We start from the raw sequence: 26,114 nt of genomic DNA on the forward strand, positions 1-26,114 counted from the left end.
CGCTCGGCAATCTCGTCTATCACTAACTGCGGGTATTTGAAATCGGTTTCAAATGTTTGAAGGCAATAATGAGGAACGATCAGTTGCTCTGATCATCTAATTTAAGAGTTTAAACAGTTGATACAAAACATAAAAATAGAAATTTAGCGACATTGTGGATCTCTGAGGTGGCGCTCTTGACGGTTGAAAAAACTTTTGTAATGTTCCGTCTAGCCAAATCGATTTCAATTTTTCGTCTGGCAACGGGAGGATGACATGAAATATCGTTTGATGGCCGCCGTTTCGGCGGTGAGCATGATCTGTACCTTGAATCTTGCGGCTGCAGCCGAGCTTTCCTTCGCGGCGAGTTCGACGGGCAATAACCTCGAGTTTTTCCGCAAGCAGTTTGCCGTCTTCGAAGAGAAGACGGGCCACAAGGTAAACATCGTGAGCATGCCGTCGTCGAGTTCTGAACAGTTCTCGCAGTACCGTCTGTGGCTTGCCGCCGGCAACAAGGACGTCGATGTCTATCAGACCGACGTCATCTGGGCACCGCAGCTTGCCGATCAGTTCGTGGACCTGAAGGAAGCTGCCAAGGACGTCGTCGAGCAGTTCTTTCCTTCGATCATCGCATCGCAGACGGTCAACGACCGTCTCGTGGCGCTGCCGATGTATACCGATGCGCCGGCGCTTTATTATCGCAAGGACCTGCTTGAGAAATACGGTAAGCAGCCGCCGAAGACCTGGGACGAGCTTGCCGAGACCGCCAAGGAGATCCAGGAAAAGGAACGCGCGGCCGGTCAAAAGGACATGTGGGGCTTCGTCTTCCAGGGGAATTCCTATGAAGGCCTCACCTGCAATGCGCTGGAATGGGTGAAATCCTCCGGCGGCGGGCAGATCGTGGAGCCGGACGGCACGATCTCGATCAACAATGAAAAGGCAGCAGCCGCAATCGACCGTGCGAAGGGCTGGGTCGGCACGATCTCCCCGCCTGGCGTGCTCGCTTATCAGGAAGAGGAGTCGCGCGGCGTCTGGCAGACCGGAAATGCCGTCTTCATGCGTAACTGGCCCTATGCCTACTCGCTCGGCAATGGCGCCGATAGCGCGGTGAAGGGCGAGTTCGACGTAACGACGCTTCCCGTCGCCGCGCTCGGCGACAAGCCGTCTTCAGCGCTCGGCGGCTGGAATCTCGCAGTTTCGAAATATTCTGACGAGCAGCAGGCGGCCATTGAGCTCGTCAAGTTCCTGGCGTCGAAAGACGTTCAAAAGGCACGTGCCATCGAACTTTCCAATCTGCCAACCCTGGTGGCGCTTTACGACGACAAGGATGTCGCTGCCGCGCAGCCTTTCATGCCGGAGTGGAAGCCGATCTTCCAGGATGCCGTACCGCGTCCTTCGGCGACAGCCAAGGTGAAGTACAACGAAGTGTCGTCGAAGTTTTGGACGGCAGTACACAACACGCTGTCCGGCAACGGGACCGCGGCTGAGAACCTTGAGCTTCTCGAGGCCGACCTGACGACCCTTAAGGGCGATAACTGGTGATGAGCGGGACCGGCGGCCGGCAGGCCGCCGGTCCCGCTTCAGATGTCTCGAGCACGGATAGCCTTTCCATGAGCGAAATCGCAGTTTCACAAGCGCTCAAACCGCCAGCCTCCGCTTTGAGGTCGGCGAGCGAATTGCGCTCCGAGCGTGTCAGATCGGCCTGGCTGTTTCTGGCACCGACGCTTTTAATATTGGCTGTGGTGGCCGGGTGGCCGCTGTTTAGAACGATTTATTTCAGCTTCACGAATGCGTCGCTGACCGATCTTGGCAATGCTCAGTTCATCGGTTTCGGCAATTATCTGTCTTGGGTCACGCTGAAGAGCGGGCGAACCATCTATCGTGGGCTGCTTGCCGATCCCGTCTGGTGGAGCGCCGTCTGGAACACCGCCAAATTCACGGTGGTCTCGGTCATGACCGAGACGACGCTTGGCCTTATCGTTGCGCTGGTCCTGAACGCACAGTTTGCCGGGCGCGGCATTGTGCGCGCTGCAATTCTTATTCCCTGGGCAATTCCGACGATCGTTTCGGCAAAAATGTGGGCCTGGATGCTCAACGACCAGTTCGGCATTTTGAACGATATCCTCCTTGGTGTCGGCCTCATCAGCGAAAAGATCGCCTGGACTGCCAATCCGGAAACGGCAATGATTGCGGTTCTGATAGTCGACGTCTGGAAGACGACGCCCTTCATGGCGCTTCTGATCCTTGCCGGACTGCAGATGGTACCGGCGGATATCTACGAGGCTGCCAGGATCGACGGGGTCAATCCCGTCAAGGTCTTCTGGCGGCTGACGCTGCCGCTGATCCGGCCGGCCGTTATGGTCGCCGTGATCTTCCGGATGCTGGATGCGATGCGCATCTTTGATCTGATTTATGTGCTGACGCCCAACAATGCCCAGACCAAGACCATGTCGGTCATGGCGCGTGAGAACCTGTTCGACTTTGACAAGTTCGCCTATGGCGCAACCGCTTCGACAGTTCTCTTCCTCATCATCGCGTCCGTCACCGTACTCTACATCTGGTTCGGGCGCGTCAAACTCGGTGGGGAGGACCGTTGATGCTCTTGCAGATCACGAAGAATACGCTCTTTTACCTGCTCGTCGCGGTGATCGTCCTTCTTGCCGTTTTTCCTTTCTACTACGCGATCCTCACGAGTCTCAAAACCGGCACGGCGCTTTTCGAAGTCAATTACTGGCCGAGGTCGATTTCATTCGGAAATTACACATCGGTGATGAACCAGGGCGGCTTTGTCCGAAGCCTTGGAAATTCCATAATGGTTGCCTTGATCGTGGTTGCCGCGTCGCTGCTGCTTTCGATCACCGCATCTTTCGCCTTGGCGCGAGTGAATTTTCGCGGCCGGGCGCTGCTGATGCTGACGATCCTTTCAGTGTCGATGTTCCCGCAGATCGCCGTACTTGCAGGCCTTTTCGAGCTCATTCGGTGGATCGGCATCTTCAACACGCCTTTCGCGCTAATTTTTTCGTACATGATCTTCACACTGCCGTTCACCGTGTGGGTACTGACGACCTTCATGCGCGACCTGCCGATCGAGATCGAGGAGGCCGCGATCGTCGACGGTGCTTCGCCATGGGTCATCATCACCCAGGTCTTCATGCCGCTCATGTGGCCGGCGCTTGTGACAACCGGCCTGCTTGCCTTCATCACCGCTTGGAACGAATTCCTCTTCGCGCTAACGTTCACATCATCGAATGCGCAGCGGACCGTGCCGGTTGCCATTGCCCTGCTTTCGGGCGGCAGCCAATTTGAAATTCCTTGGGGCAACATCATGGCGGCGTCGGTCATCGTCACCGTGCCGGTTGTTGTTCTCGTCTTGATATTCCAGCGCCGGATCATCTCGGGACTGACCGCCGGCGGCGTTAAGGGTTGAGGGAGTAGACCATTGGCACAGATACGCCTAGACAATATCCGCAAGAGCTTCGGCGCCTTCGAGGTCATCAAGGGTGTTACGATGGACATCCGCCGCGGCGAGTTCATGGTCTTCGTCGGTCCCTCCGGATGTGGCAAATCAACGCTGCTGCGCCTCATCTCGGGCCTTGAGGACATTACGTCCGGCACGCTCTCCTTCGATGACGAGGTAGTAAACCAGCGTGCGCCGTCGAAGCGAGGGATCGCCATGGTGTTCCAATCCTATGCGCTTTATCCCCATATGACGGTTTTCGACAATATGGCCTTCGGCATGAAGCTTGCGGGACGGACGAAGGATGAATGCCGGCATAGGGTGGAGCAAGCCGCCGGCATGCTGCAGCTATCGCCCTATCTGGACCGTCTGCCGCGTCAGCTATCGGGCGGGCAGCGTCAGCGCGTCGCGATCGGCCGGGCGATCGTTCGCGATCCCAAGGTCTTCCTCTTCGATGAGCCGCTGTCGAACCTCGATGCCGCCCTGCGCGTGGCGACAAGGCTGGAGATCGCCAAGCTGCACCGCAGCATGCACAACACGACGATGATCTATGTGACGCACGATCAGGTTGAGGCCATGACGCTTGCCGACCGTATCTGCGTGCTGAGGGACGGCGTTGTCGAGCAGATCGGCACGCCGCTTGAGCTTTACGAGAGCCCGAATTCAATCTTCGTTGCCGGCTTCATTGGCTCGCCGAAGATGAATTTCCTGTCCGGCGGCCTGGCGCAGCCCTATAATACCCATACGATCGGCGTGCGTGCAGAGCATATCCGGATCACGCCGCAAGCGGCAGTCTGGAACGGAACCGTCATTCATTCGGAGATCCTCGGTTCCGACAGCTTTGTCTATCTGGACATCGGTGCAGATGAGCCGCTGATCGTGCGTGAGACCGGCGTTTCCGGCCATGAGCCGGGCCAGAAGCTCGGCGTTGCGCCAGTAGCCGGCCACATACACCGTTTTGACCAATCTGGCCGCGCGCTTGCGAAGGCATCCATGCGCGCTGCCTGACTATCCACCAAGGATCGATCCACCTCCCAGGCTCGGTCCTCTTCACATCGCAAGGAGTAACGACCGTGCCTATTCGCACCATTGTCTGGGGTGAAAACATCCATGAGAACACCAATGCCGTCGTCAGGGAAATTTATCCCGAAGGCATGCACACCACGATTGCCGCTGCGCTGAACAGCGACCCGGCAATCAGGGCGACGACCGCGACGCTGCAGGAGCCGGAGCACGGCCTGTCGGAAGCGCGGCTTGCCGAAACCGATGTCCTCACCTGGTGGGGCCACAAGGATCATGGCGCAGTCTCCGACGAAGTGGTCGAACGCGTCGCCAAGCGGGTCTGGGAAGGCATGGGCCTGCTGGTGCTTCATTCCGGGCATTTTTCGAAGATCTTCAAGCGGCTGATGGGAACACCCTGCGCGCTGAAATGGCGCGAGGCAGGCGAACGCGAGCGGCTGTGGACCATCAATCCGCGCCATCCGATCGCTGCCGGCCTTGAGGAGAACTTCGTCCTTGAAAACGAGGAGATGTACGGCGAACAGTTTTCGGTTCCCGAGCCGCTGGAAACAGTGTTCATCTCCTGGTTCCAGGGCGGTGAGGTGTTCCGGTCCGGGATGACCTGGCGGCGTGGGGCGGGCAACATCTTCTATTTCCGCCCCGGTCACGAGACCTATCCGACCTATCACGACCCCAATATCCGCAAGGTGCTGATCAACGCTGTCAAATGGGCTCATAATCCGCAGGGCGACCTCAAGACCATCACCGATGCCCCGAACGTTCCGGTGGAGAAGGCGCACGAACCGATTGTGGAGCGCGGCCCGAAATTGCACCAGGCCGGCGAAGCCGGTTATCGCTGAGGGGGCAAGGATGAGACTTCTTGTTCTTGGTACAGGCTCGATGGCGAAGAGCCAGGTCAGTCATTTCAAATTGATCGAAGGCGTCGAGGTCGTCGGCGCTGTCGACACTGATCCGTCACGCCTTGCCGAATTTTCCGATCATTTCGGCATTGAGAAACGTTTCCTCGCGCTTGAGGAAGCAATCGCCTGGGGAGATTTCGATGCCGCCACCAATGTAACCCCAGACCGAATCCATCATCCGACGACGATGGCGCTGATTGCCGCCGGCAAGCACGTCTTCTGCGAAAAGCCGCTGGCCGAAAACTACGCTGACGCTCTGGAGATGACGACTGCCGCGGAGACGGCCGGAGTGATCAATATGGTCAACCTCACCTATCGCAACGTCGCGCCGCTGCAGCGGGCTCGCGAGATGGTGCTCGCCGGTGAACTCGGTACGATCAAGCATGTTGAAGCATCCTATCTGCAGAGCTGGCTGGTGTCGCGGGCCTGGGGGGATTGGCGCACGGAATCGCGCTGGCTCTGGCGGCTTTCGACCGGTCACGGCTCGAACGGTGTGCTTGGCGATGTCGGCATCCATATCCTCGACTTCGCCGCCTATGGCGCGGCAACCGATATCGACCACGTCTTTGCGCGGCTCAAGACCTTCAACAAGGCGCCAGGTGGCCAGATCGGCGAGTATCTGCTCGATGCCAACGACAGCTTCACGATGTCTGTCGACTTCGCCAATGGTGCGCTCGGCGTCATTCACGCGACCCGCTGGGCGACGGGTCATCTCAATGAGCTGAAGCTTCGCATCTACGGTGAACGGGGCAGCCTCGAGGTCATTCACCGGCCGAACGGCTCGCAGCTGCGCGGCTGCTTTGATGAGAACATCGAGACGGCGACCTGGGCCGATATCGATGTTGCGCCGGTGCCGACCAACTATCAGCGTTTTGTCGAAGCGGTCGCGACCGGCAAGCAGCTTGATCCGAATTTCCGTCATGCCGCTAACCTGCAGAAGGTCATCGATCTCGCGATCGTCTCGGAAAAGGAGCGCCGTGAGCTCAATCTGCTGTCGGAGGAGGTCGGCATGACGCCCGGACCGGAAGGCGCCGGCAACGTGGAGGTGCTGCCGATCGCGGTTTAAGCGCTTGCCGCACGAAGCCCCATGCGGCCTGTCCAAAGGGCCGTATGGCCGGATGTTGAAGTCCCGCCTTGATGAAGCATGACCGAGGGCCGGGCGCAAATGCCAACGTGCCCGTCTGGTCGGGTGCAAGCACAAGGAGGCAACAATGAAGCTGATCATACTTGGCACTGGCTGGTGGGCGAACACCCATGCCACGAGTTTTTCGGAGATCGCAGGCGTGGAGATCGTCGCGGCGGTCGATAGTGATGATGTGCGCCTGCGCGCCTTTACCGCCCGGCACAATATTCCGCTCACCTTCAATTCACTGGAGGATGCGCTTGCCTGGGGCGAATTCGACGCAGCGACCAATGTCACGCCGGACCGCGTGCACTATGCCACGACCTTGGCCCTGCTTGCAGCCGGCAAACATGTCTTCTGCGAAAAGCCGCTGGCTGAGAATTTCGCCCAGGCTGCAGAAATGGCCGACGCCGCCGAGAGGTCGAAGCAGATGACGATGGTGAACCTCACCTATCGCAATGTCGCTCCGCTGCAGAAGGCTCGGCAAATGGTGCTGAACGGCGATATCGGTCAGATCCGGCACTTCGAGGCTTCCTACCTTCAGAGCTGGCTCGTGTCGAAGGCCTGGGGCGACTGGACGACGCAGCCGCAATGGCTCTGGCGCCTGTCGAGCAAGCATGGGTCGAACGGCGTTCTCGGGGACATTGGCATTCATATCCTCGATTTCGTGGTTTACGGGGCGGGAAGCGATATCAAGACCGCGGCTGCGCAACTGAAGACCTTCGAAAAGGCGCCGGGTAACAGGATTGGCGAATACGAGCTCGACGCCAACGACAGCTTCGTGATGATGGCCGAGCTGCAGAACGGCGCTCTGGGCGTCATCCATGCCAGCCGCTGGGCGACCGGACACCTGAACGAACTACGGCTGCGGGTCCACGGCGACAGGGGGGCAATCGAAGTCACCGACACGCCGAACGGCGCGACGCTTAGAATCTGCGCCGGCGCGGATGCCGACAAGGCGATCTGGCGGCGGGTGCAGGTTGAACCCGTTGCGACGAACTTCGAGCGGTTCGCCGAGGCCGTGAGGACCGGCGTCGGACAGGAGCCATCCTTCCGGCATGCCGCCAGTCTCCAAGAGGTCATCGACCACGCGCGCAACTCCGCCGCCAGCCTGCCCACCCTGATCATCGCCGCTCAAAGCGGACAATATGACACGGTGGCTGCCGGGGAGCGTCGTCGTTAGACAGTTGCGGTCACGTGTCACGCGTCACTGGGTTCGACACTCACCAGATCGAAAATCAATGACTTAGGCACCCATCGCGACACGATTCTTGACACAAACGTCAGATGAAATTGACACTAAAAATAAGGGGATGGCGGGCTAAGCGATCTTACCGGCTGAATTCGTTGAATGAACCGGCATCGTAGAGGCCACAAAAAAGCCTCCTCTGCGGTTCGCCCGGGGAGGCTGGGATTGATGAAAGGGAGCGTTCGAGACTCTATGCAGCAATCAATTCGGCAAGCGCTTTCCTGGCGTCTTTTCTTTCGTAGAACACCACAGGCCCCGCCCTGACTTTCGGAATATTTCGGCTCTTCAAAATTTGCGCCACGCTCCCGGTCGTCATTGTTGTTCCCTCGGAGAGACCGGTCGACGACGCATACGTGGCATGGAATTTGTTGACCTCATTCCTGTCCAAGAAAATTGTGCTGGAATGATATCCGGGGCGCCGAAGTTTGTGCGCGGTCAGTACGCCCTCCCTTGTCATCAGGTAGACCGTCTGAGCTTCGACTCCGATAAGCGCTGCAGCTTCTTCTGCAAACATCCATTCTTCGCCAACCTGGAAGTGGCTTGCCGCTTCGACCGGGTCGACGAAAATAGACGCCAGCCCAGGCAACTTCAGGTCGTAGTACACACGGGACAATTTCCGTTCCAAAAGCAGTGCAACGACATCGGCGTATGAGGTGTGAGTTTTCAGCGGTGCCTTCGCCAACGCGACCAGGCCGTCACGAGAAGCAACTGCTGGCACGCTTCGCGCCGTGTCGATCACGCTTTGAAGTTTCATCTTGGAGTATCGGGCCAAACTTTCTGGGAATAGCTTCGCGAAGAGATCGTCCTTGACGACAAGACCGCGATCAACAAGCTGCACAAAAGCAGCCCTAGTGATTCCAAGAAATGGTTTTGCCTCAATAGGCAAAACGACGTCGGCCAGATACTGCCTAGCCTGTTCGAAGACAGAGAAGGAAAAAACCGTCGCCGTCGCGTCTGTTTCCCCGGCGAAGTGCAGCAGAACAGTCCGCACTAGCGGTGCGCTTCCGCCCAACATTTCGCGTGCTGTACGGAGATATGAGAGCGGGCGGCCCCGTCCATGCGGGGCCGCCCGTGTCGAGCGACCTCTCAATTCTGAAGTCCGCAATCGAGCGGCGTTGTGCCTTCGTTTCGGCCGTTCCGGGTGACAATTCCGATGCTCAAAGCGGACGTATGGTGCCAGGAAGAGACACTCGTTACTCTCCTTGCGGGCACGGCTCTTAAACGGCTTGCTTGACGAGGATGCAGACGGGACTTCCGATGCGGCCACCTGATCGTTTTCTGCCAGCATTCCACTGGCGCGATCAATACGGAACGTAACATAGCAACTGGATTGTGCCCGATCCGAGGCAGGATTACACTGCCACTCGTATCCCGTCTTGTTCGGAACGACGGCGTCTACGACCGGCAGTGGAGAAAGCCGGGAAGGAGGGGGAATGGACAAGGCAGCTCCCGCGGCCCAGTTTGTGCCCGTTCCTCCCGCCCTGGCCGCGCAGCTCGCCCGCGCCGCGGCCGCGGCGGCCGGGGCGATCGGCCTTGCCGTCCTGCTCGGCTGGGCGCTCGACCTCAGCGTGCTGACGACGGCCGGGATCGGCCGCGCCATGCAGCCCTGGACCGCGGTGGGCTTGGTCCTCGGCGCCCTCACACTCTGGCTCGCCGCCTCTCCCGAGCGCGGGACCCAGGTGGCCTTGGCCGTATTGACACTTGCGCTGGTCGCGATTGCGGGCGCGCCGCTCATCCAATATGTCACGGGCCTCGATCTCGGCACCGACCGTCTGCTGTTCCCGGAGTCCGTTGTCGCGTCGCAGACACGCCGTTTCACCCCACCCGGACGCATGACGCCGCTCACGGCGCTGGGCCACCTGACGATAGCCGCGGCGATGCTGCTCGCGCTGCGTGCGCGGGGGCGAGTGGGGCGCCTCGCCTTCTCCATGCTGGCCACGGCAGGGCTGATGACGGCCGGGGTTACACTGCTCGGCTATGCCCTGGGCCTGGAGCCGCTCAACGCCCTACTCATGAAGCATGTCCCGCCCTTGCACACGGGGATCGCCCTCGGCCTGCTGGCGGTCGGGGCGCTCGCCCTTCGCCCCGAGGTGGGCTGGGTGTCCAGCGTGGCTAAGCTTGGCCGCGCCGGCTGGGTCGCGGCCGGGCTGCTCGGCGCCGCCGTTCTGCTGATGGCCTATGGCGCCCAGGCCACCCTGCGAGCCGGCACCGCGGCCCAGGACGCCGTGGGAGCGGCCCTGCGGCTGGAGGTGCTGCTCTCCACCCTCAAGGATGCCGAGACGGGCCAACGTGGTTACCTCCTGACCGGCAACGAAGACTACCTCCAGCCCTACCGGGCCGCGCTTGCCCGTCTGCCGGACGAGTTGGCCACCACCGACGTGGAACTGCCCGAGGGGCAGTCGGCCAGCCTGGTGCACCTCCAGACGCTCGCCGACGCGACGCTGGCGAATATGGCGGAGACCATCGCCCTTCGCCGCTCAGGCGACGCGGCAGGGGCGCTGGCGGTGGTGGAAACGGGCCGCGGCAGGGCCATCATGGACGAAATCCGTGCCACGGCCGGCGCGTTGAGCGGTGCGATAGCCGCCGAGGCGGACGCGGCCCGGGCGGAGGAACTGCGCGCCGCAATGCTCGCCGGCGTGGGTGGCCTCGGGCTCGTCGGGCTGGCCTTCTGGGCCATGGCTGCTGCCGCGGAGGCGCGCCGGGCGGCGGAGGTCGTGGCCCGGGAGAGCGGGCAGCGGTTCCACGAAATGCAGATGGAGCTGGCGCACGCGAACCGCGTCGCTACGATGGGCCAGCTCACCGCCTCGATCGCCCATGAAGTCAAACAACCGATCGCCGCGACGTTCACCAATGCCCAAGCCGCGCTGCGCTGGCTCGGCGCCCAGCCGCCGGAGCTGGAGGAGGTGCGGCAGGCGCTCGCTCGCATCGCCAAGGACGCCAACCGCGCCGGCGACGTCATCGGCCGGATCCGCGGCCTCATCGGCAAGGCGCCGCCGCAGAAGGATGCCTTGGCGATCAACGAGGCGATCCGCGAAGTCCTTGCGCTCCTCCAGGGCGAAGCGGTCAAGCACGGCGTCTCGATACAGACGCGGCTGGCGGAGGGCCTGCCGCTCATCCAAGGCGATCGGGTGCAACTGCAACAGGTGATCTTGAACCTGATCGTCAACGCCATCGAAGCAATGGCCAGCCTGGGTGACGGGGCACGGGACTTGCTGATCAGCACCGAGGCGGATGCTTCGGGCGCCGTGCGCGTCAGCGTACGCGATTCCGGCCCGGGGCTCGACCCGCAAAGAGTGGAGCGCTTGTTCGAGGCGTTTTACACGACCAAGCCCGGTGGCCTGGGCATGGGGCTGTCGATCTGCCGCTCGATCATCGAAGCGCACGGCGGACGGTTCTGGGCATCTGCGAACGAACCGCGGGGGGCAGTGTTCCAGTTCACCCTGCCTCCAGAAACGGCCGACACCCTACCTGCCGAGCAAGCCGGCCAAGCGCCCGTAATATAGTGTTGCGGGTCAGGGGAGCGCAGCGCATCCGGATCCCTCTGGAGCAGTTGTCAAGCGAATCGAGGAATTGACCCCTCCCATTGCCTCACCGAGGAATGTTACCGAGCACTGCCGACGCCGAAGTGCCCGTATCCCCTGCCGCCGCGGCCGCAGAGGGCAAGCTTTCGATCCAACCACCATCTAATTTAGGATGATCAGCCCAGCCATTTCCATGCGCCAGGCCTTCACCCTCCGCGCCGACGAACCGGCCGTATCCGACCAGCCGACGCACGATAGCACCGTTCTTTTGCTCCACATGCGCTTGATCGTTCTTTCGATAAGCGCGGGAGCGCGTCACTTCCAATTCCTCGCTGCGGCACCACGAGACGACAAACGCGTTCATGAATGCGCTGTCGTTGTCGAAGTCGACACCTAGCAGCGGAAAGGGAAACAGCGAGCGGGCCTGTTTGATCGCCACGATCACATTGCCGCTGTCACGCGTGCGGACCGGAACACATTCGGTCCAGCCCGTGGCGATATCAGTCAGCACCATTGTCTGCACAAAGCTGCCGGACGAAGACGTGCCGGAATGCGCCACAAATCGACCTCGACGAAGCCGGGCGGCGCATCATTCCAATCCCCAAAGGTGCGGACCGGAACCGATCGGCGGACCGCCGAACTCATACCGGCCCGACGGCGCTGACCGCCGCGCGCGACCATACGGACCTCCGTCAAAAGCCGATCCATCGTTGCCGGACTTACTGTCATCAGCTTGGAGCGCAGCGCGTCATCGAGCTCGTGCCGGCCATGCCGCTCAAATGCAGGTAACAATACAGGTATCAACGCCAGATGGCCTCTTCTGACGAGTCGCCGGAACCCGGATCGCATGCTTGCGATGATAGCCGGTCACTGCCACGAACTCATCCAAGATGCGGCGCTTGTCGCTGCGGCTTCCCAAACGATACCGTTCGACGATTGCGGCCACCAGCTCCGATCGTGTCGCCATACTGATCCGCCTCGCCATCCACCCTCCGAACCGGGACAGCGCGCCATGGCCATCCCAGTCGGAGCATCGACACTATCGGTAACATTTTGCTTGAGGCGATGCGGGGGTCAGTTTTTGATTTCGCCCGACAGTGACTTGCCGCGCATTTGGTGGTACCTGCTACTGGATGCCGGATCACCCGGTGTCGGCGGGCGAGTCAATCAGCGAAGGTCCGCTCGGGGTCGCGAAGCGGAAGATCGTGTTTTAGGGAACCGGGTCCCCAGCTAATTCTTGTGCGATCGTAGATTGCAATTCCCGCCTGACAACAAATGGGGCCACCTGCCAGAAAGAAGTGGAAGTAACTGCAAAATCGGGGGAATCCGGAAGACGTCGGTGATCCAGAAAATCGAGCGCTACAAGCCCAAATTGTGCCTGCCTGGGGAGCCTGGATTCTCACTGTATTTTCAACGGGTTATCTTGAGTTCCTGAATTCACCTATTTTTCAAGCCGCGAGCGACCGTGGATGCCAGATATGTGCCCTGGCTTTGGGCATCAGTCAACAGGAGGGGCTAGCGGGAATAATTTCCGCTTTCGGGTCCGAAGTCGCCGACTGGCGATTGCCGCATGCATGACCGCTTTGCGCCTCCGCTCCGGCCAGAAAGGCCGGTGGAGCCACTTCCCAAGAGCAGACGTTCTCGAGGCGAGTTTCCCGACCCGCGCTACTCGCCTAGTCGCTTCGACCATCGTGACGAGTTGAGGAAAGCGGCGCGAGAACGAAAACCGCGTCTGGGAATCGAAGGACGTGAACATCTGCAGTCTGCCGCTGACGGCGCCGACCGATGAAGAGGGATCCGTAAAGGGCTTTCGGCCAGGGTTGACCGCGCGGATGTGGGCTCGGTTACAGGACTTCCCGGACAATTGGGAGTTTGTGGGCGGCAGGACGGCGGTTGCATATCAGATCGGCAATGCGGTCCCACCTCGCCTGGCCCAGGCTGCCGGATTGGCCCTGTTCGCTGCGCTGCAGAATGTGGAATTCGAGTGGGAATCGCTTCTCTGGCCTAGAGAACGCGCGCGCCTTGGGGTCGAGGCGCCTTCGCTCCAGCCTGCGGATTGTGAAGTATTAACTAGAGACGCTTTCGATCTCGCGTAAGAACCACGCTTCCGTGATTTGTTCAACTTAATCATCTGATCGATCTTCAGGATGCCGATCGAGCCGCCCCGATCGAAATCTTCGAAGAGCTGTTTGAATCTGCGAATTGCCTTGCTCGCAGTCTTGTAGACCTCGTCGGGCTCTCCGTACGGGTCTGGATTGGAGATGTGAAGACCTAGACCGCGCCGCTCGCCGTACGATGCCCAGATTACAGTCTTACCGTTGGAAACCTCAAGCCGAGTAAGTGCTCCGTCCAGACCGAAATGGACCCCAAACTCAAGTCCGGCTGCCCTTCATGCGCATCGGAGACGACGAGCTTGACGCCACGCAGACCCCGGCGTGTCAGCCTGCGCAGGAATTCCGTCCAGATCGGCTCAGCTTCGGACGTGCCGACTTCCATACCCAGAACCTCACGCCGCCCGTCGCTGTTGACACCGACGGCGATGATGACGGCGACGGAGACGATGCGACCACCACGCCGGACTTTGAGGTAAGTCGCGTCGATCCACAGGTATGGCCAATCGCCTTCGATGGGACGATCGAGGAACGCCTTCACCTTGACGTCGATCTCTTCGCACAGGCGGCTCACCTGGCTCTTGGAGATGCCGCTCATACCCATCGCCTTGACCAGATCATCGACTGAGCGCGTCGAGATGCCTTGGATATAAGCCTCCTGGATAACAGCCGTCAGAGCCTTCTCCGCCATCCGACGTGGTTCGAGGAAGCTCGGAAAGTAGCTGCCTTTGCGCAGCTTGGGAATGCGAAGCTCGACCGTTCCGGCTCGCGTCTCCCAATCCCGATCACGGTAGCCATTGCGTTGAGCGAGCCGCATCGGGTTCTTCTCGCCGAAGTCAGCGCCGGTGGCTCCGCCAACCTCCAGCTCCATCAGCCGCTCGGCTGCAAAGCCAATCATCTCGCGCAATAAATCGGCATCGGCGCTCTTCTCAACAAGCGAGCGCACGTTCATCATGTCATTGGTCATCGGTGGTCTTTCCGTCAGGTTGGTCTTGAACAACCCGACCCTACCGGAAAACACTGATGGCCACCTTACTCCTCAAAACCTACACCACGTGCCGGGACACGATCCGGTCGTCGTTCGCCGACAACTGAAGCGCCGCTATGTTAGTCAGTTCTTTGCAGGCCTCAAACCTTGTCTGATTGGCATGGAAGCCTGCGCGACTGCCCATTATTGGGGGCGTGAGTTGGCAAAACTCGGGCACGAAGTACGGCTGATGCCGCCACGCTATGTGACGGCTTTGCGCTCCCGGAAACCGATGCGGAACTGGTTGTCCATCTTTATATCGGTCCCGAGACCGACATCCTGGTCGATGACGTGGATGAGGCGTTTAAGGAATTCTTGGCCGCCGGCGGAGAGGCTGTGCAACCGCCATTCGAAATCGCGGTCGGGCGATGCGCCAGGGTCCGCGATCCTTTCGGCAATATAGTTGTGATCTTGGACCAATCGAAAGGGACGTTGGTCACGGACGCGAAGCGGCGTGTCACGGGCGTCAAGCGGGCCAGTAACCACGCGTGAACGTCGACTTTCGGCCGATTCTGTTGAAAAACTCCGGGGTTGGGGCGCACAATTTCGGCGTGTCTCGGCCGGATTGCACGCTGCGGCCGCCGCCTCGCGTGCCGAACGCCGTCAACTGGACCATGACTGCGCGAGCCCGCTCGATTGCCTCGTCCTCATTGAGATCGGAGCCGCCAGCCACGCGAACAGTGACGGCATCTCCGTCATCACCGATAAGTCGACCTTCCAGCCGCGATTGTCGTGCTTGATCCTTGTATCGGTCAGATGCATATCAGCCCGCCTTCCGGTTCTTGAGATCTGCCTCACCAGCGCTTTGCGTTCAAATGGGCCAGCCTTCTCGCATTTCGGCAAAACTTACTGCGTGCATTCGGGGTGCAGTTTCCTTACCATACCCGCCTTGCACGGGATGTGTCAGGCGCCGACCCAAGCGGCCGGGGGACGCAGGTTTCGTGCCAACTGGAGGCTGATGACGCCGCGGTTCGCCTCGACGACCCGTCGGGATGAGATCGGACGCATTTGAGCGACCAATGCATAAAGCAGCGCGAGATCGGAGACGTCGTCCTTCTGGTGGCTTATTGCATCACCATAATGCCGCGTGGCTTCGCTGATGAAGTCCGAAAAGAGCTTTTCCCGCTTGGCGGCATCGATCTCTCGTTGTTTTCCCTCACCTGTGAACGGTGCGTCATCCTGGCGGTCGCGAACGAGGCAAGACCGCCGATCGCGACGCCGGCGAGGGGCCATCAGGGCAGAGATGTATGCGTCCATGAGAATTCCCTTTCGGAACGAACGCGGCGTACATCGGGAAGATGACGCGGCCGAGCGCTTCTACCCCGCCAGCGGAGGACCTACCCAAACGCCTTCTGGCACCGCGGGGATGCTGTTCACCAATCCGTCGAGCATTCCTTGCAAGACGTTCTCGGTCAGCTCCTCCATCTTGTCGCCGGGGCCGACGAGGCGGTCCGCCAGCAGCAAAGTGAGACCGTGCATTTGGGACCAAAAAACGAGAATCGCCCCATCGATCGTGGGGTTATTAGCCTCGGTATCTGCAATTGGGCGCCCGAGAGCGCCGTCGGAAATCGCCTCTACTATGAGGGCTTTCATGTTGTAGGCCGCGGTTCTTTCGACCACCGGACGCCGCCCATCGTCCTGACCGGCAAGGTAGCCGCCGAACATCAATCTGTAGAGCGCCGGATTGTTGACGCCGACGCAGACATATGCGCGGGCCATGGCTGCCAGCCTCTTGCGCGGAATGTCGAGTTCCCTGGTCGCTTCGGCCATCCGCTTCGCCAGCAGTTCGAACCCAACCGCCGAGACGGCGGCCAGCAATTCGCGCTTGTCGGCGAAATGTTTGTACGGGGCGTTGTGACTGACGCCGGCCCGACGGGAGAGCTCACGAAGCGAAAACTCGGTGCTTTGGGATTCGCTGAGGACATCGAGCGCGGCCTCCACGATCGCCCTGTGTAGGTCGCCATGGTGGTAGCGGCGCTGCTCTGTGGTGGAAATGTCTTGGGTCATATCCGTCCAATTAGGTTTGCAAGTTGCTCCTGTCAACATTTTTGCAAGAGCATGCTGACATTACCCACTCTAGTCAACAAGTTGTCGTTGTCAACATCGTTACACGCATCAGGTTGAATTCTACGTCACTTACATCGCCTTAGTCCTTGTATCGCGCACGACTCACTTTCCTTCTTCCTTCCGCCTTGGGTTTCACGCTGGAAGAGCGGATGCGCAAGCTTGAACGCGTCCTTCCCGCAATGTCCGGATTAACGCCATCGGATATCCAGAGTGAACGAGTGTATAATGGCTGTAGAGGGAGCCTCCGCCTAGGATACGGCTACTCGGTGACAAAGGAGCCGTTATGACGGTGCCAACATGTATCGCCAATCGCTCTTTGCGCTCGCCTAATACTGCCGTTGTTCTGACCTCGTCGTTGGTACACGGATCGTTCAGTACCGGGGGTAATGTAGAAGGCAACGTCTATGACCGTTGTGCCCCTCTCATGCGCTTCCTGCGGAGGCACTGGAGGACCTTTCCACGCACCCGGCCGCCAAACAACTCACCCTTGTCGGCGAAGTGCTTATGGGGCGTTGTGACTGACGCCCGCTCGACGGGCGAGCTCCCGAAGCGTGTTTACGATCGCCCGGTGCAGATCACCGTGGTGGTGGCGGCGTTGCCTGGCTCTGTCATTAGAGTTGGTCATAGTTGTCAACCTACGTTGGAAAGTTGCCTGGCGTCAACATTCGGCGCAGCCTGGCAATCAATGTTGACGACGCCAACTTTTTGCCATTATTTGACGGTTAAGTGGGCGTTGTCAACATTTGCAAGACCGCTTGCGCAGATCAGATTGGAGATATCAAATGAACCCTGAAGAACGCAGCTTAGCAGTATCGGAATCCCGCACGAGCGGCGGCACCTGGGGCATGCGCTATCCTGGCCTTGTCATGGGCAAGGGCGGCAAGAACGAGGTCAAGGAGTTCACCGGCATGTGGCCGCTGAAAGCCGACGCCGATTTGGTGGCGTTCACCGACACGCTTAGCCGCGAGGTCCCAGTCTGGGGTGGGCCCGGAAAGACGTTCGCGGAGGCGACGACGATGCTCGGCTTGATCCGGACGGCGCGTTGGTTCGTCGCTAGGACTCAGGACTTCAATGGTTATGCCCTGTTCTTCATCTCTCAGTTCGACGGCAGTCTCGAGAAGTACCTCGACGACTTCGTTCTCAACGGGAAGGATAACCTGACGAAGATCTGGGGCCAGTGCGTGGGATGTCCGGCCGGTCCGGATGCCACCGCCCAGGACATCGTTGAGTACATCGCCCGCGGTCAGATCAAGACGCTGGCCTGCTACGACGTATTTCCGAGCCTGAGCCTCAGCCAGATCTACAAGGCCGCCGACTGGTACGAAAAGACCCAGAAGTTTCAGCGCGCGGTGGCCAGGGGCGGCAATATCGAGGACCAGGTCAACGCGTTCTTCAAGGAACTGGCCGAGCCCTACAAAGAGGTCCTGAGTGGCGCCGTGATCGACACAAATGCAGGGCGTCAGTGGCAGTACGAGGACGTCGCGGAATATCTCAGCAAATCATAAGAAGCGAACGCAGCGTAGCTTCGACTGGCTGAGCGGCAGTGGGATCAACCTTGAGCACCAACCTGGGGTTTGAACTCACCTGCCGCCATGGCGGCCAATAGTTACCATCGAGGATTATTGAAATGAGCACTTTAACGGCTTCGCGGAGCCTAACGGCTGCTGACTTGAAGGCCAATCTTCACGACATCCAAGACAATGTCGTGGCACCAATCCTGCTGCGGTTTGGGCGCCACATTTTCCTGAAGTTCACGGACGGGACAAAATCGCGCGAGTGGTTGCAGCGCATGTCCCACCGCGTCAATGCCCGCCAAGCGGAGCATGGAACGGGATTCACCGTCAATATCGGGTTCACTCATCAAGGGCTAAGGGTGCTCGGCCTCACTCAACGCTCGCTGGACAGCTTCCCCGAGGCGTTTCGGGTCGGCATGCAGGGCCGTGCGCGTGCTGTAGGCGATGTCGGACCACACACGCCGGAACATTGGGAGGGCGGCCTGGGGAGTTCCGACATTTGCGCAATGGCGTGGCTGCGAACCGATTCCGACGAGGGTAGAGAAGAAGCAACCCGAATTATCCGGGAAGAAATCGAGGTGACCGGCGGAGTCGAAATCCGGTTCATTCAGGACACCAAGGCGCTCGCCCATGAAAACGGAATTGGGTCCGAGGGTGAACATTTCGGCTTTGCCGATCCAATTTCGCAGCCACCGATCGAGGGCGCGGACGCGCCTTTTTATCCTGGCGACGGCGTTCTGGAGAAGGATGGCACATGGCGCGCGCTGAAACCAGGAGAGTTCGTGCTCGGCTATGAAGACGAGATCGGGTCGGCCGGTACGCAGATGCCTGAACCGTTCGAGCTGCGGCTCAATGGAACATACATGGTGTTCCGCAAGCTCTATCAGGATGTGGCAGCCTTTCGCCGATACCTGGCAACGGCCGCGCAGTCGCTCTACGGCAGCGACGATCAGCATCACCGGGACCTGGTTGCTGCGAAAATCATGGGTCGCTGGCCCAGCGGTTGCCCGCTCGACCTGTCGCCCGAACAGGACGATCCGGCCATCGCGGCCGACCCTAATCGGCGCAACAACTTCACTTATGAAGGGGACGACAAGGGCTTGCGCTGCCCGATCGGTTCGCATCTGCGTCGCAGCAACCCGCGGGCCACTCCCTTGAAACGGGCGACTGCGGTGAGGCGGCACCGGTTGGTTCGGCGCGGCGTCGAATACGGTCCGCATCTCGAAGATGGCGCGCTCGAGGACGATGGTATCGATCGCGGCCTGGTCAACCTCTTCATTCAGGCCGATATCGAAAGGCAGTTCGAGTTCGTCCAAACCGAATGGATGAAGGGCGGCGAGTTCCTTGGACTTGATCCGAACGAGCAAGACCCGATCAATGGTGTCGGCGGCGAAGGGACGCAATTCTCCGTGCCCGGCGCCAAGCGCCCCTTCTTGTTCGACCTGCCTACTTTCGTTGTCGTCAAGGGTGGCGAGTACCTATTCGTGCCCGGGCTGAATGCGCTCAAGGGCATTATCGAACAGAAATTCTGAAACAGCGGAAAGAGGCGAACTCAATGTCAGACCATTTCAGCGGCCCCGCGGTGATGGACGATCCCGCAGTGGACATCACGGATTTCTATGCGTTTCCCAGCCCCGAGCGTCCGGGAAAACTCGTGCTCGTCATGAATGTATTCCCCATGGCAACACCGCAGGCATACTTCAGCGATGTGGTTGCCTACCGCTTCCGGCTGCGGCCGCTGACGCGGTCGGGCGGCAATATCACGCACGGTACGCCGGAATATACGATCGACGTAACTTTCAATGACCTGCCGGCGGGAAATTCGCTCGGGATAGGGAATATCGCCACATCGGACGGACGCAGCGCAAGCTTCGTGGTTGGGGACCCGCTGGAAAAGGACGGAATGCGCGTCTTCGCAGGATTGGTCAGCGACCCGTTCTTCATGGACGTCGAAGCTACTATCCGCACTGACATGTCAGGCAAACTGGCCTTTGGCAAGCAAGGCACCAACACTGTACAGTTTCGGGATGTCCTGACGATCGTCGTAGAGGTTCCGATTACTTCGACGGTTGAAAGCTTCGGGGGGAGTAGCCTGGTTGGCGCGATCGCGGAGACCATTGTGCCGCGCCGCGCCAAGCCGTTCCGGATGGAACGTCTCGGCCGGCCGGAGATCAAAAACGTCCTCTTGGGAAACACGACACGCAATCCGATGGGCGTCGAGCTTCGTGACCTCTACAACAAGGAGGACGCATTTTCCCTCTCCAGGGAATATCGGCCGCTTTACGAGTCGCGCATTGATGAAACCCTCGCGTTCTTCGACGGTCTCGATGGTGAGATCGCGTGGCCCCCGGCAGCAGACGGGCGTCATCCCATGCTCGATTTGCTCATGGCCGACTACCTGATTCTGGATCTCGCTCATCCCTTCGCGCCGGGCAATTTCCTCGAAATCGAACGAGCGGTGCTCGGAAACCGTCCGCACGCGAGTGCCGGCGGTCGATGGCTCGACGACGACATTCTTGACGAGATGCTCACCCTTTACGTGAACGGCGGGCGAGGTGAGCGGCTGGGCGACGGTGTCGACGGTCCTACCCATCCGGCCACTCCGGTCTTTCCTTACGTGCGCAAAGCTAACAAGCGGACCGATCTTCCGGTGCCCGCATTCGTGGAGAATTGAACATGAACATTTGGGCTGCATCTGGCAACGACAAAGACCAGGCCACCGATGGGTTCCTGCAGTATCCGGTGATGCCGACGCTGAGGCCCAGCTACCCGCGCGGCCCTTGGCACTACAAGGACATGCACCAGCTCGTCGTCACATACGAGAGCACTGCGGAGGCCATCCGCGCGGTGGTCCCAAGCCCCCTCCAACCCGCCGAGGGCAACCGCGTCACCATCGAGTGGCGGCGCATGACGGAAGTCAGCGGTTTCGGGCCGTACACCGAGGTCGGCCATTCGGTGGCCTGCACCTTCGAGGGTAAGCCGGTCATCTACGTCTTCCAGGCATACCTCGATAGCGAATCGCCGACGCTCGCCGGCCGCGAGATTCTCGGCTTCCCAAAGCGGTACGGCGAGCCCGACCTGAAAGCCGTACGAGAGGTGCTGACCGCCACTCTGTCCTATGGCGGCACGCAGGTCGCCCTTGCGACGATGCCGTATCGCATGATCGACCTGTCGGATCGCTTGGCCGATATAGAGCAGGAACTGCAGACGACCCAACTCGTTCTCAAGCTGCTTCCCGACGTCGACAACCACACGCCGAAGGTCGCCCAGCTCGTCCGGGTCAATCTCTACGATGTCCGGTTGAAGGGCGCCTGGGGAGGACCCGCAGAGCTGCACATGATCCCGCATGTCGGCTGCCCGGTCGCGGCGCTTCCGGTCGTACGCGTGCTCGAGGGCCGGCAGCATCTCTGGGACATGACGCTGAGCGACGGTGAAGTCGTGCTCGACTACCTTGAATCCGAGCGCCGATAGGTTCGATCAAGAATTCTAACTTCGCGAGTGGAGCTCACTCCACCGTCATTACTGGAGAATTGAACATGGACATGTTGAAGGGTAAGGGCGCCGTCGTGACCGGCGCTGCATCCGGCATCGGCAAGGCTATCGCGACGGCATTTATCCAAGCGGGCGCGAGTGTGTTGCTCTGCGATCTCAATGAGAAAGCGCTTGATGATGCCAGCCGCGAACTGGGTGATCGCGCAGTAGGCCGTATCACCAACGTCTCAGACGAGACTCAGGTCGAGAGCGCGTTGCGCGCCGCCCAAGAGACTTTCGGCTCGTTGGACATCGTCGTCAATTGTGCCGGGTTTGGCGCGATCACGCCGCTGACGGAGCTGACCGCCGACAAGTGGAACGCCGTTCAGGCCGTCACTCTCGGCGGGGTCTTCTTCGGCGTCAAGCACGGCGCCCGTCTTATGATCGAGCAAGGGCGACCGGGCGTCATCATCAATATTTCGTCGGTGAACGGTCGGCAGCCAGGCGAAGGACAGGCAGCTTACTGCGCGGCGAAGGCTGGAGTGGACATGCTCACACGCTGCGGCGCCTTGGAACTCGGCAGCAGAGGTATTCGCGTCGTAGGCATCGCGCCGGGCCTTGTGGAAACGCCTTTGACGAGGAAGGAGCTTGAAGATCCCGCCATGCGCGATCTCTTTCTGGGCGTCATCCCGATGAATCGCGCGGTTGCAGCGGAGGAAATTGCCGCGGCTGCCGTGTTCCTCGCATCGGACAATGCAAGATCGATCAATGGTGACACGATTGCGATCGATGGCGGCTCGTTGACGCGCGGTTATCCGGCGCTGTTGACGGGTGCCAAAGGCCACAACTGATGATGCTCGAGCGCGGGCGTTATACAAGCGGGCGGATCGCCCTCGCCAATCTGTCGGCGTCGATTGATGGGCTGGAGCGCGATCGTTTAGAAGGCGCGGCCTTCGACAGCCTGCTTGCGCTGTCGAAGCTTCTGTTTCTTCGGGGAGAATTGCTTGGCCGTATCGCGGACCATGACCGGGCGGAGTCGATCGCCACCGAAGCGGTTGACTTGTCGCCCGGCTCCGCAAGAGCGCTCTATCTCCGCGCACAGATCGCGGGGCGCTTCCACTGTTTCGCGAAAGCGAAAGCACTTCTCGATCAAGCGCTCGCGTCTGGACATTCGAAACAGGAAATCGATGTCGAAACGGCAGCGCTTTTGCAGGCAACGGGACACTATGACGAGGCGCTGGTTCTGCGTGCAGAACTCGCCAAGCACGATCCCGGGATAAATACGCTTGGAGGTCTTGCGACCCTATTGGCGGAAATGGATCAATGGGACGCGGCGGAAGCCTGCTATTCGGCCGCGCTCGATGCCGACGATGGGGTTTCCCCTATTCCTTGCGCGCAACTGCTCTTCGAATGGGGAGTGAGCGCAATGCGTCGCCGCGATTTGGATCGTGCGGAGGCTGTCTTCGCAGAGCTCGACGCGATACTGCCGGCACATGTTCCGGGACGGGGGCATCGTGCCGAGGTGGCGCTCGCGCGCGGAGAGCTGGACGTCGCGGCAGCGCTCATCACGCCCCTGGTGGAATCCTCCGACGATCCTGAATATCGCGCGGTCTATGCCGAGATCCTCGCCGCGCGTGGTGACAGCGATGCCGCCACGGAAGCAGAGCTAGCTGCAGAAGCCTACGAACTGCTTCTGATGAAACGGCCCGAAGCGTATGCCGACCACGCGGCCGCCTTCTTCCTGGGCATCGGCAAACGCCCAAAGCGTGCGCTCGTGCTGGCGTCGGCCAATCTAAAGCTCCGCGACACACCAAGATCGCGCAAGCTGGTTGCCAAGGCGCAGCATGCTGCGCATCCAGTCACGCTGGTCCACGAGGTGGCCACATGAACGCCGAGACTACCGCGGCCATTAACCGGTCATTGCGGTGCAAGGTGGTTGTCATCGGGGCTGGTTTCGCCGGCGTGGAAGTCGTTCGCGCAATGCGCAGCAGCAATGCGGACATTACGCTCGTCGACCGCAACAATCATCATCTATTCCAGCCGTTCCTCTTCCAGGTCGCCACGTCGATCCTGGAGCCTGCGGAAATCGCCACGCCTATCCGTTCGCTTTTGCACGAGCTGCCCAATGTCCGGGTGGAAATGCGCGAGGCGATGCGCATCGATCTCTCTCGCCGGATCGTCGTCATGAGCGAAGGCGACGATTTGGCCTATGACTTCCTCGTCGTCGCAACGGGAGCGCAGACAAGCTATTTTGGCCACGAGTTGGAATGGGCGGAACACGCGCTTGGATTGAAGTCGCTCGGCGACGCCATTGCCGCCCGAAATCGGCTCCTGAAGGCGTTCGAGCGCGCGGAGATGGAGCCTGATCCCAGGAAACAGGCGCGCGACATGACAGTGGTCGTCGTCGGCGGCGGACCAACGGGCGTCGCGATTACGGGCACGATCAGAGAGTTTACCCAAAGAACACTGGCATCCGACTTTCGAAATATTGACCTCCGGAAGGCGCGGATCGTGCTGGTTCAGTCTGGGCCAAGATTGCTGCCCGCATTCAGCGAACGGCACTCGGCCTACGCTGCCCGCGCGTTGGAACGTCAAGGGGTCGAGGTAAGGCTGGGCGTTCCCGTAACTCACGTGGACGCGGCGGGCGTCGTCGTCGGCGGCGAGCGCATCGCGGCTGCGACCGTTTTGTGGTGCACCGGCGTCCAGGATGTGCCGCTGGCGCGCACGCTCGGCGCGCATGTCAAACCAGACGGAACGGTAGCGGTCCTGAAGGATTTTTCAGTGCCGGGACATCCCGAGTGTTTTGTTGTCGGCGATGCGGCCCATGTCACAGGCCCCGACGGCCTGGCGATGCCGGGCCTGGCGTCGGTTGCGCAGGATCAAGGCAAATACGTCGGCAGACTTATCGCCGCCCGGCTTGCGGACACAGCCAATCCCAGGCCTTACGTGTCATTCACGCCGAGCAAGCTGGCGACCATCTCTCGAAACGCCGGCGTCGCGGAATTTCGCGGTCGTTCGATCATCGGCTTTCCCGCCTGGTTGTTGTGGGGGCTGCTGCATCTTCGAACCTTGTCCGGCGGCGGTCATGCAAGGCTGTCGATCCTGGCGAACTGGGTGCGCCTTCTAACCACCTACCGCCGCAGCGGACGGCTTATCGTCGAGCCGTCCGAGCTTGGAGTCGGTCGCGGCGGCCACGCGCCGGCAGGTAACGAAATCCCCGAAGATGCGATCTGGAGAAGATAAATGTCGAAACCATCCACACCATCCGACAAACCCCAGAGACACGGTCCTGACCAAGGAGGCACGCCTTCAAGGCCCCACCAGATCGTGGTCGTCGGCGGCGGGATTGCCGGACTTGAAATTGCCTCCAAGCTGCCGGGAAGCATACGCAGTACCTCGATCGCCGTGACGCTGGTCGACAGGGAACCGGCCTATGTGTGGAAGCCGATGCTGCATACGATCGCTGCCGGAACCACGGACGTTTCCCAGCAGGAAACCTCCTATATCTCCCAAGCCCGCAACCGACGTTTCGTGTTCGAGACGGGAGAACTCAAGGGCGTCGACCGGAAAGAGGGCAAGGTCTATCTGAACCCGTTGGAGATCGACGGTCGCCCCATCTTGCCGGAGCGTGCAATCTCCTATGACACATTGATCCTGGCGACAGGTAGCGAGGCGAACGACTTTGGAACCCCAGGCGTGCGCGACCACTGCCTGACGATCGATAGCCGTTCCCAGGCGATGAACTTCAATCGCGAGGTGATGGCGCGCATGCTCGAAGCGCTCGCGGCCAAGAGCACACTGCGCATCGCGGTGGTCGGAGGCGGCGCTACAGGTGTCGAACTCGCCGCAGAGCTCGTCCAGCTCGCCGATGTCTCCGCCTATTACGGCGCAGCAGGCCTGCGCGACCAGGTCAAGGTAACGCTGATCGAGAGTGGGCCACATCTTTTGGGTGCGTTTCCCGATCGTGTGGCGACCGCCGCCCGCGAGCGTCTCGAGAGGCTCGGCGTCGCCGTCCTGACGGGCGCGCGGGTCGTCGCCGCCGAGGCTGGTTGCCTTCGACTGGCGGACGGAACACAGATCAACGCCGAGCTGAAGGTATGGGCGGCCGGTGTGAAGGCTTCAGACGCCTGTGCCTCGTTCGATGGCCTCGAGGTGACACGCAACAACCAGATCGTGGTGGGACCTACCCTGCAAACGACGCTTGATCCCCGGATCTTTGCCGTCGGGGACTGTTCCAGTCTTTCCTTGGGAGATCCCGGCAGGCCGCTACCGCCCGCAGCACAGGTCGCGCATCAGCAGGCTTCGCATTTGATCCGCCATCTTCCTGGCTGGCTGGAAGGGAAGGAACTACCCTCGTTCTCCTACAGGGATTTCGGTTCGATCGTATCGCTAGGCGGCTATGGCGCCTATGGCTCGCTTGGACAATTCGGCCTGTTCACGGGCGGCTTCATACGCGGACGTGTGGCCCAGCTCGGTCACGTTCTCCTCTACCGCAGCCATCAATCGCGGCTGCACGGATTCTGGCGTGGCGGGCTGATATGGCTCGCGGACATGATCAATTCCTACGTCCGAGCGCGCATTCGATTGCCCGACTGATGATGGAGCGCCGTGGCCGGACAAACGCTCCGTGCCACGTTCGATCGCGCTCGCTGACCGCTATGCGAATTTCACCGCAC

General features: G+C 60.4%; 21 protein-coding genes and 7 pseudogenes. 19 read left to right on the top strand and 9 right to left on the bottom strand.

Going from position 1 to position 26,114, the window contains the following annotated elements; translation table 11 throughout:
- The first annotated feature begins 255 nt into the window (after positions 1 to 255).
- The 7 genes from QA644_RS24245 (at position 256) to QA644_RS24275 (ending at position 7,661) form a co-directional block, all read left to right on the top strand.
- Complete coding sequence (locus tag QA644_RS24245) at positions 256 to 1,521, top strand: ABC transporter substrate-binding protein (RefSeq protein WP_194731415.1); 1,266 nt, start codon at positions 256 to 258, stop codon at positions 1,519 to 1,521.
- A gap of 68 nt (positions 1,522 to 1,589) precedes the next feature.
- Complete coding sequence (locus QA644_RS24250) at positions 1,590 to 2,576, top strand: sugar ABC transporter permease (protein ID WP_283073620.1); 987 nt, start codon at positions 1,590 to 1,592, stop codon at positions 2,574 to 2,576.
- Positions 2,576 to 3,406, top strand: coding sequence for a carbohydrate ABC transporter permease (locus tag QA644_RS24255; protein ID WP_239601068.1), 831 nt, complete (start codon positions 2,576 to 2,578; stop codon positions 3,404 to 3,406). The genes QA644_RS24250 and QA644_RS24255 overlap by 1 nt, the downstream gene beginning before the upstream one ends.
- Before the next feature lie 12 nt (positions 3,407 to 3,418).
- Complete coding sequence (locus tag QA644_RS24260) at positions 3,419 to 4,444, top strand: ATP-binding cassette domain-containing protein (protein WP_074071560.1); 1,026 nt, start codon at positions 3,419 to 3,421, stop codon at positions 4,442 to 4,444.
- A gap of 65 nt (positions 4,445 to 4,509) precedes the next feature.
- The gene (locus QA644_RS24265; protein ID WP_194731412.1) at positions 4,510 to 5,295 is read left to right on the top strand and encodes a ThuA domain-containing protein; all 786 of its coding nucleotides are present in this window, start codon (positions 4,510 to 4,512) and stop codon (positions 5,293 to 5,295) included.
- Positions 5,296 to 5,305: 10 nt separating this feature from the next.
- Positions 5,306 to 6,421 (top strand): Gfo/Idh/MocA family oxidoreductase, encoded by a 1,116-nt coding sequence (locus tag QA644_RS24270; protein ID WP_194731411.1) that lies wholly within the window; start codon positions 5,306 to 5,308, stop codon positions 6,419 to 6,421.
- 145 nt (positions 6,422 to 6,566) lie between these two features.
- Positions 6,567 to 7,661 (top strand): Gfo/Idh/MocA family oxidoreductase, encoded by a 1,095-nt coding sequence (locus tag QA644_RS24275; protein ID WP_283073621.1) that lies wholly within the window; start codon positions 6,567 to 6,569, stop codon positions 7,659 to 7,661.
- 256 nt (positions 7,662 to 7,917) lie between these two features.
- Here the strand turns inward: QA644_RS24275 and QA644_RS24280 are convergent, their stop codons facing one another.
- On the bottom strand, positions 7,918 to 8,718 hold the full coding sequence (locus tag QA644_RS24280) for a hypothetical protein (protein ID WP_283073622.1): 801 nt from the start codon (positions 8,716 to 8,718) through the stop codon (positions 7,918 to 7,920).
- A 1,180-nt stretch (positions 8,719 to 9,898) separates the two neighbouring features.
- On the opposite strand from QA644_RS24280, the pseudogene QA644_RS24285 reads away from it, so the two are divergent.
- A pseudogene (locus tag QA644_RS24285) lies at positions 9,899 to 10,264 on the top strand (CHASE3 domain-containing protein); the annotation flags it as partial.
- Positions 10,265 to 10,444: 180 nt separating this feature from the next.
- Positions 10,445 to 11,230 (top strand): annotated as a pseudogene (locus QA644_RS24290) (ATP-binding protein); the annotation flags it as partial.
- A gap of 85 nt (positions 11,231 to 11,315) precedes the next feature.
- Here QA644_RS24290 and QA644_RS24295 read toward each other — a convergent pair.
- Together QA644_RS24295 and QA644_RS24300 are read right to left on the bottom strand one after the other, a co-directional pair.
- The gene (locus QA644_RS24295; protein WP_283073623.1) at positions 11,316 to 11,807 is read right to left on the bottom strand and encodes a hypothetical protein; all 492 of its coding nucleotides are present in this window, start codon (positions 11,805 to 11,807) and stop codon (positions 11,316 to 11,318) included.
- A gap of 216 nt (positions 11,808 to 12,023) precedes the next feature.
- Positions 12,024 to 12,233 (bottom strand): hypothetical protein, encoded by a 210-nt coding sequence (locus QA644_RS24300; protein ID WP_283073624.1) that lies wholly within the window; start codon positions 12,231 to 12,233, stop codon positions 12,024 to 12,026.
- An 847-nt stretch (positions 12,234 to 13,080) separates the two neighbouring features.
- On the opposite strand from QA644_RS24300, the gene QA644_RS24305 reads away from it, so the two are divergent.
- A complete protein-coding gene (locus tag QA644_RS24305) occupies positions 13,081 to 13,344 on the top strand; it encodes a DNA cytosine methyltransferase (protein ID WP_283074010.1) in 264 nt (87 codons plus the stop codon).
- Between the two features lie 289 nt (positions 13,345 to 13,633).
- On the opposite strand, the pseudogene QA644_RS24310 reads toward QA644_RS24305, so the two are convergent.
- Positions 13,634 to 14,326: pseudogene (locus QA644_RS24310) on the bottom strand (IS256 family transposase); the annotation flags it as partial.
- A gap of 88 nt (positions 14,327 to 14,414) precedes the next feature.
- Between QA644_RS24310 and QA644_RS24315 the strand changes: the two are divergent.
- Positions 14,415 to 14,594: pseudogene (locus tag QA644_RS24315) on the top strand (IS110 family transposase); the annotation flags it as partial.
- Here the strand turns inward: QA644_RS24315 and QA644_RS24320 are convergent.
- The 5 genes and pseudogenes from QA644_RS24320 to QA644_RS24340 all read right to left on the bottom strand — a co-directional run.
- Entirely contained in the window at positions 14,588 to 14,872 is a 285-nt protein-coding gene (locus QA644_RS24320) for a hypothetical protein (RefSeq protein ID WP_283074091.1), read from the bottom strand. The pseudogene QA644_RS24315 and the gene QA644_RS24320 sit on opposite strands and share 7 nt — an antisense overlap.
- Positions 14,853 to 15,148 (bottom strand): annotated as a pseudogene (locus QA644_RS24325) (hypothetical protein). Before QA644_RS24325 ends, QA644_RS24320 begins: the two are co-directional and overlap by 20 nt.
- A 210-nt stretch (positions 15,149 to 15,358) precedes the next feature.
- Positions 15,359 to 15,643 (bottom strand): annotated as a pseudogene (locus QA644_RS24330) (hypothetical protein); the annotation flags it as partial.
- A 60-nt stretch (positions 15,644 to 15,703) separates the two neighbouring features.
- The gene (locus QA644_RS24335; protein ID WP_283074011.1) at positions 15,704 to 16,393 is read right to left on the bottom strand and encodes a TetR/AcrR family transcriptional regulator; all 690 of its coding nucleotides are present in this window, start codon (positions 16,391 to 16,393) and stop codon (positions 15,704 to 15,706) included.
- Positions 16,394 to 16,930: 537 nt separating this feature from the next.
- A pseudogene (locus tag QA644_RS24340) lies at positions 16,931 to 17,078 on the bottom strand (TetR/AcrR family transcriptional regulator); the annotation flags it as partial.
- 157 nt (positions 17,079 to 17,235) lie between these two features.
- Here QA644_RS24340 and QA644_RS24345 point away from each other — a divergent pair.
- From QA644_RS24345 to QA644_RS24380, 8 genes are all read left to right on the top strand, one after another.
- Positions 17,236 to 17,958, top strand: coding sequence for a hypothetical protein (locus tag QA644_RS24345; protein WP_283073625.1), 723 nt, complete (start codon positions 17,236 to 17,238; stop codon positions 17,956 to 17,958).
- A 122-nt stretch (positions 17,959 to 18,080) separates the two neighbouring features.
- A complete protein-coding gene (locus tag QA644_RS24350; RefSeq protein WP_283073626.1) occupies positions 18,081 to 19,499 on the top strand; it encodes a peroxidase in 1,419 nt (472 codons plus the stop codon).
- Between the two features lie 53 nt (positions 19,500 to 19,552).
- The gene (locus tag QA644_RS24355; protein ID WP_283073627.1) at positions 19,553 to 20,641 is read left to right on the top strand and encodes a DUF4331 family protein; all 1,089 of its coding nucleotides are present in this window, start codon (positions 19,553 to 19,555) and stop codon (positions 20,639 to 20,641) included.
- 2 nt (positions 20,642 to 20,643) lie between these two features.
- Positions 20,644 to 21,438: an acetoacetate decarboxylase gene (locus tag QA644_RS24360; protein ID WP_283073628.1), complete on the top strand. Its 795-nt coding sequence runs from the start codon at positions 20,644 to 20,646 to the stop codon at positions 21,436 to 21,438.
- 65 nt (positions 21,439 to 21,503) lie between these two features.
- Positions 21,504 to 22,289 (top strand): SDR family NAD(P)-dependent oxidoreductase, encoded by a 786-nt coding sequence (locus tag QA644_RS24365; protein WP_283073629.1) that lies wholly within the window; start codon positions 21,504 to 21,506, stop codon positions 22,287 to 22,289.
- Complete coding sequence (locus QA644_RS24370) at positions 22,289 to 23,326, top strand: hypothetical protein (protein ID WP_283073630.1); 1,038 nt, start codon at positions 22,289 to 22,291, stop codon at positions 23,324 to 23,326. The genes QA644_RS24365 and QA644_RS24370 overlap by 1 nt, the downstream gene beginning before the upstream one ends.
- A complete protein-coding gene (locus QA644_RS24375) occupies positions 23,323 to 24,681 on the top strand; it encodes an NAD(P)/FAD-dependent oxidoreductase (RefSeq protein WP_283073631.1) in 1,359 nt (452 codons plus the stop codon). Before QA644_RS24370 ends, QA644_RS24375 begins: the two co-directional genes overlap by 4 nt.
- Positions 24,682 to 26,034, top strand: a complete 1,353-nt coding sequence (locus QA644_RS24380) for an NAD(P)/FAD-dependent oxidoreductase (RefSeq protein WP_283073632.1) — start codon at positions 24,682 to 24,684, stop codon at positions 26,032 to 26,034.
- Positions 26,035 to 26,114 lie beyond the last annotated feature (80 nt).

It is taken from the genome of Rhizobium sp. CC1099, from assembly GCF_029714385.1.
Classification (GTDB): Bacteria; Pseudomonadota; Alphaproteobacteria; order Rhizobiales; family Rhizobiaceae; genus Rhizobium.

Excerpts from the sequence above, each read along its gene's own strand:
- QA644_RS24255 (WP_239601068.1), top strand. The coding sequence starts at position 2,576 with ATGCTCTTGCAGATCACGAAGAATACGCTCTTTTACCTGCTCGTCGCG.
- QA644_RS24250 (WP_283073620.1), top strand. The coding sequence starts at position 1,590 with ATGAGCGAAATCGCAGTTTCACAAGCGCTCAAACCGCCAGCCTCCGCT.
- QA644_RS24300 (WP_283073624.1), bottom strand. The coding sequence starts at position 12,233 with ATGGCGAGGCGGATCAGTATGGCGACACGATCGGAGCTGGTGGCCGCA.
- QA644_RS24365 (WP_283073629.1), top strand. The coding sequence starts at position 21,504 with ATGGACATGTTGAAGGGTAAGGGCGCCGTCGTGACCGGCGCTGCATCC.
- QA644_RS24350 (WP_283073626.1), top strand. The coding sequence starts at position 18,081 with ATGAGCACTTTAACGGCTTCGCGGAGCCTAACGGCTGCTGACTTGAAG.
- QA644_RS24360 (WP_283073628.1), top strand. The coding sequence starts at position 20,644 with ATGAACATTTGGGCTGCATCTGGCAACGACAAAGACCAGGCCACCGAT.
- QA644_RS24305 (WP_283074010.1), top strand. The coding sequence starts at position 13,081 with ATGTGGGCTCGGTTACAGGACTTCCCGGACAATTGGGAGTTTGTGGGC.
- QA644_RS24270 (WP_194731411.1), top strand. The coding sequence starts at position 5,306 with ATGAGACTTCTTGTTCTTGGTACAGGCTCGATGGCGAAGAGCCAGGTC.
- QA644_RS24345 (WP_283073625.1), top strand. The coding sequence starts at position 17,236 with ATGAACCCTGAAGAACGCAGCTTAGCAGTATCGGAATCCCGCACGAGC.
- QA644_RS24380 (WP_283073632.1), top strand. The coding sequence starts at position 24,682 with ATGTCGAAACCATCCACACCATCCGACAAACCCCAGAGACACGGTCCT.
- QA644_RS24370 (WP_283073630.1), top strand. The coding sequence starts at position 22,289 with ATGATGCTCGAGCGCGGGCGTTATACAAGCGGGCGGATCGCCCTCGCC.
- QA644_RS24275 (WP_283073621.1), top strand. The coding sequence starts at position 6,567 with ATGAAGCTGATCATACTTGGCACTGGCTGGTGGGCGAACACCCATGCC.
- QA644_RS24335 (WP_283074011.1), bottom strand. The coding sequence starts at position 16,393 with ATGACCCAAGACATTTCCACCACAGAGCAGCGCCGCTACCACCATGGC.
- QA644_RS24245 (WP_194731415.1), top strand. The coding sequence starts at position 256 with ATGAAATATCGTTTGATGGCCGCCGTTTCGGCGGTGAGCATGATCTGT.
- QA644_RS24375 (WP_283073631.1), top strand. The coding sequence starts at position 23,323 with ATGAACGCCGAGACTACCGCGGCCATTAACCGGTCATTGCGGTGCAAG.
- QA644_RS24355 (WP_283073627.1), top strand. The coding sequence starts at position 19,553 with ATGGACGATCCCGCAGTGGACATCACGGATTTCTATGCGTTTCCCAGC.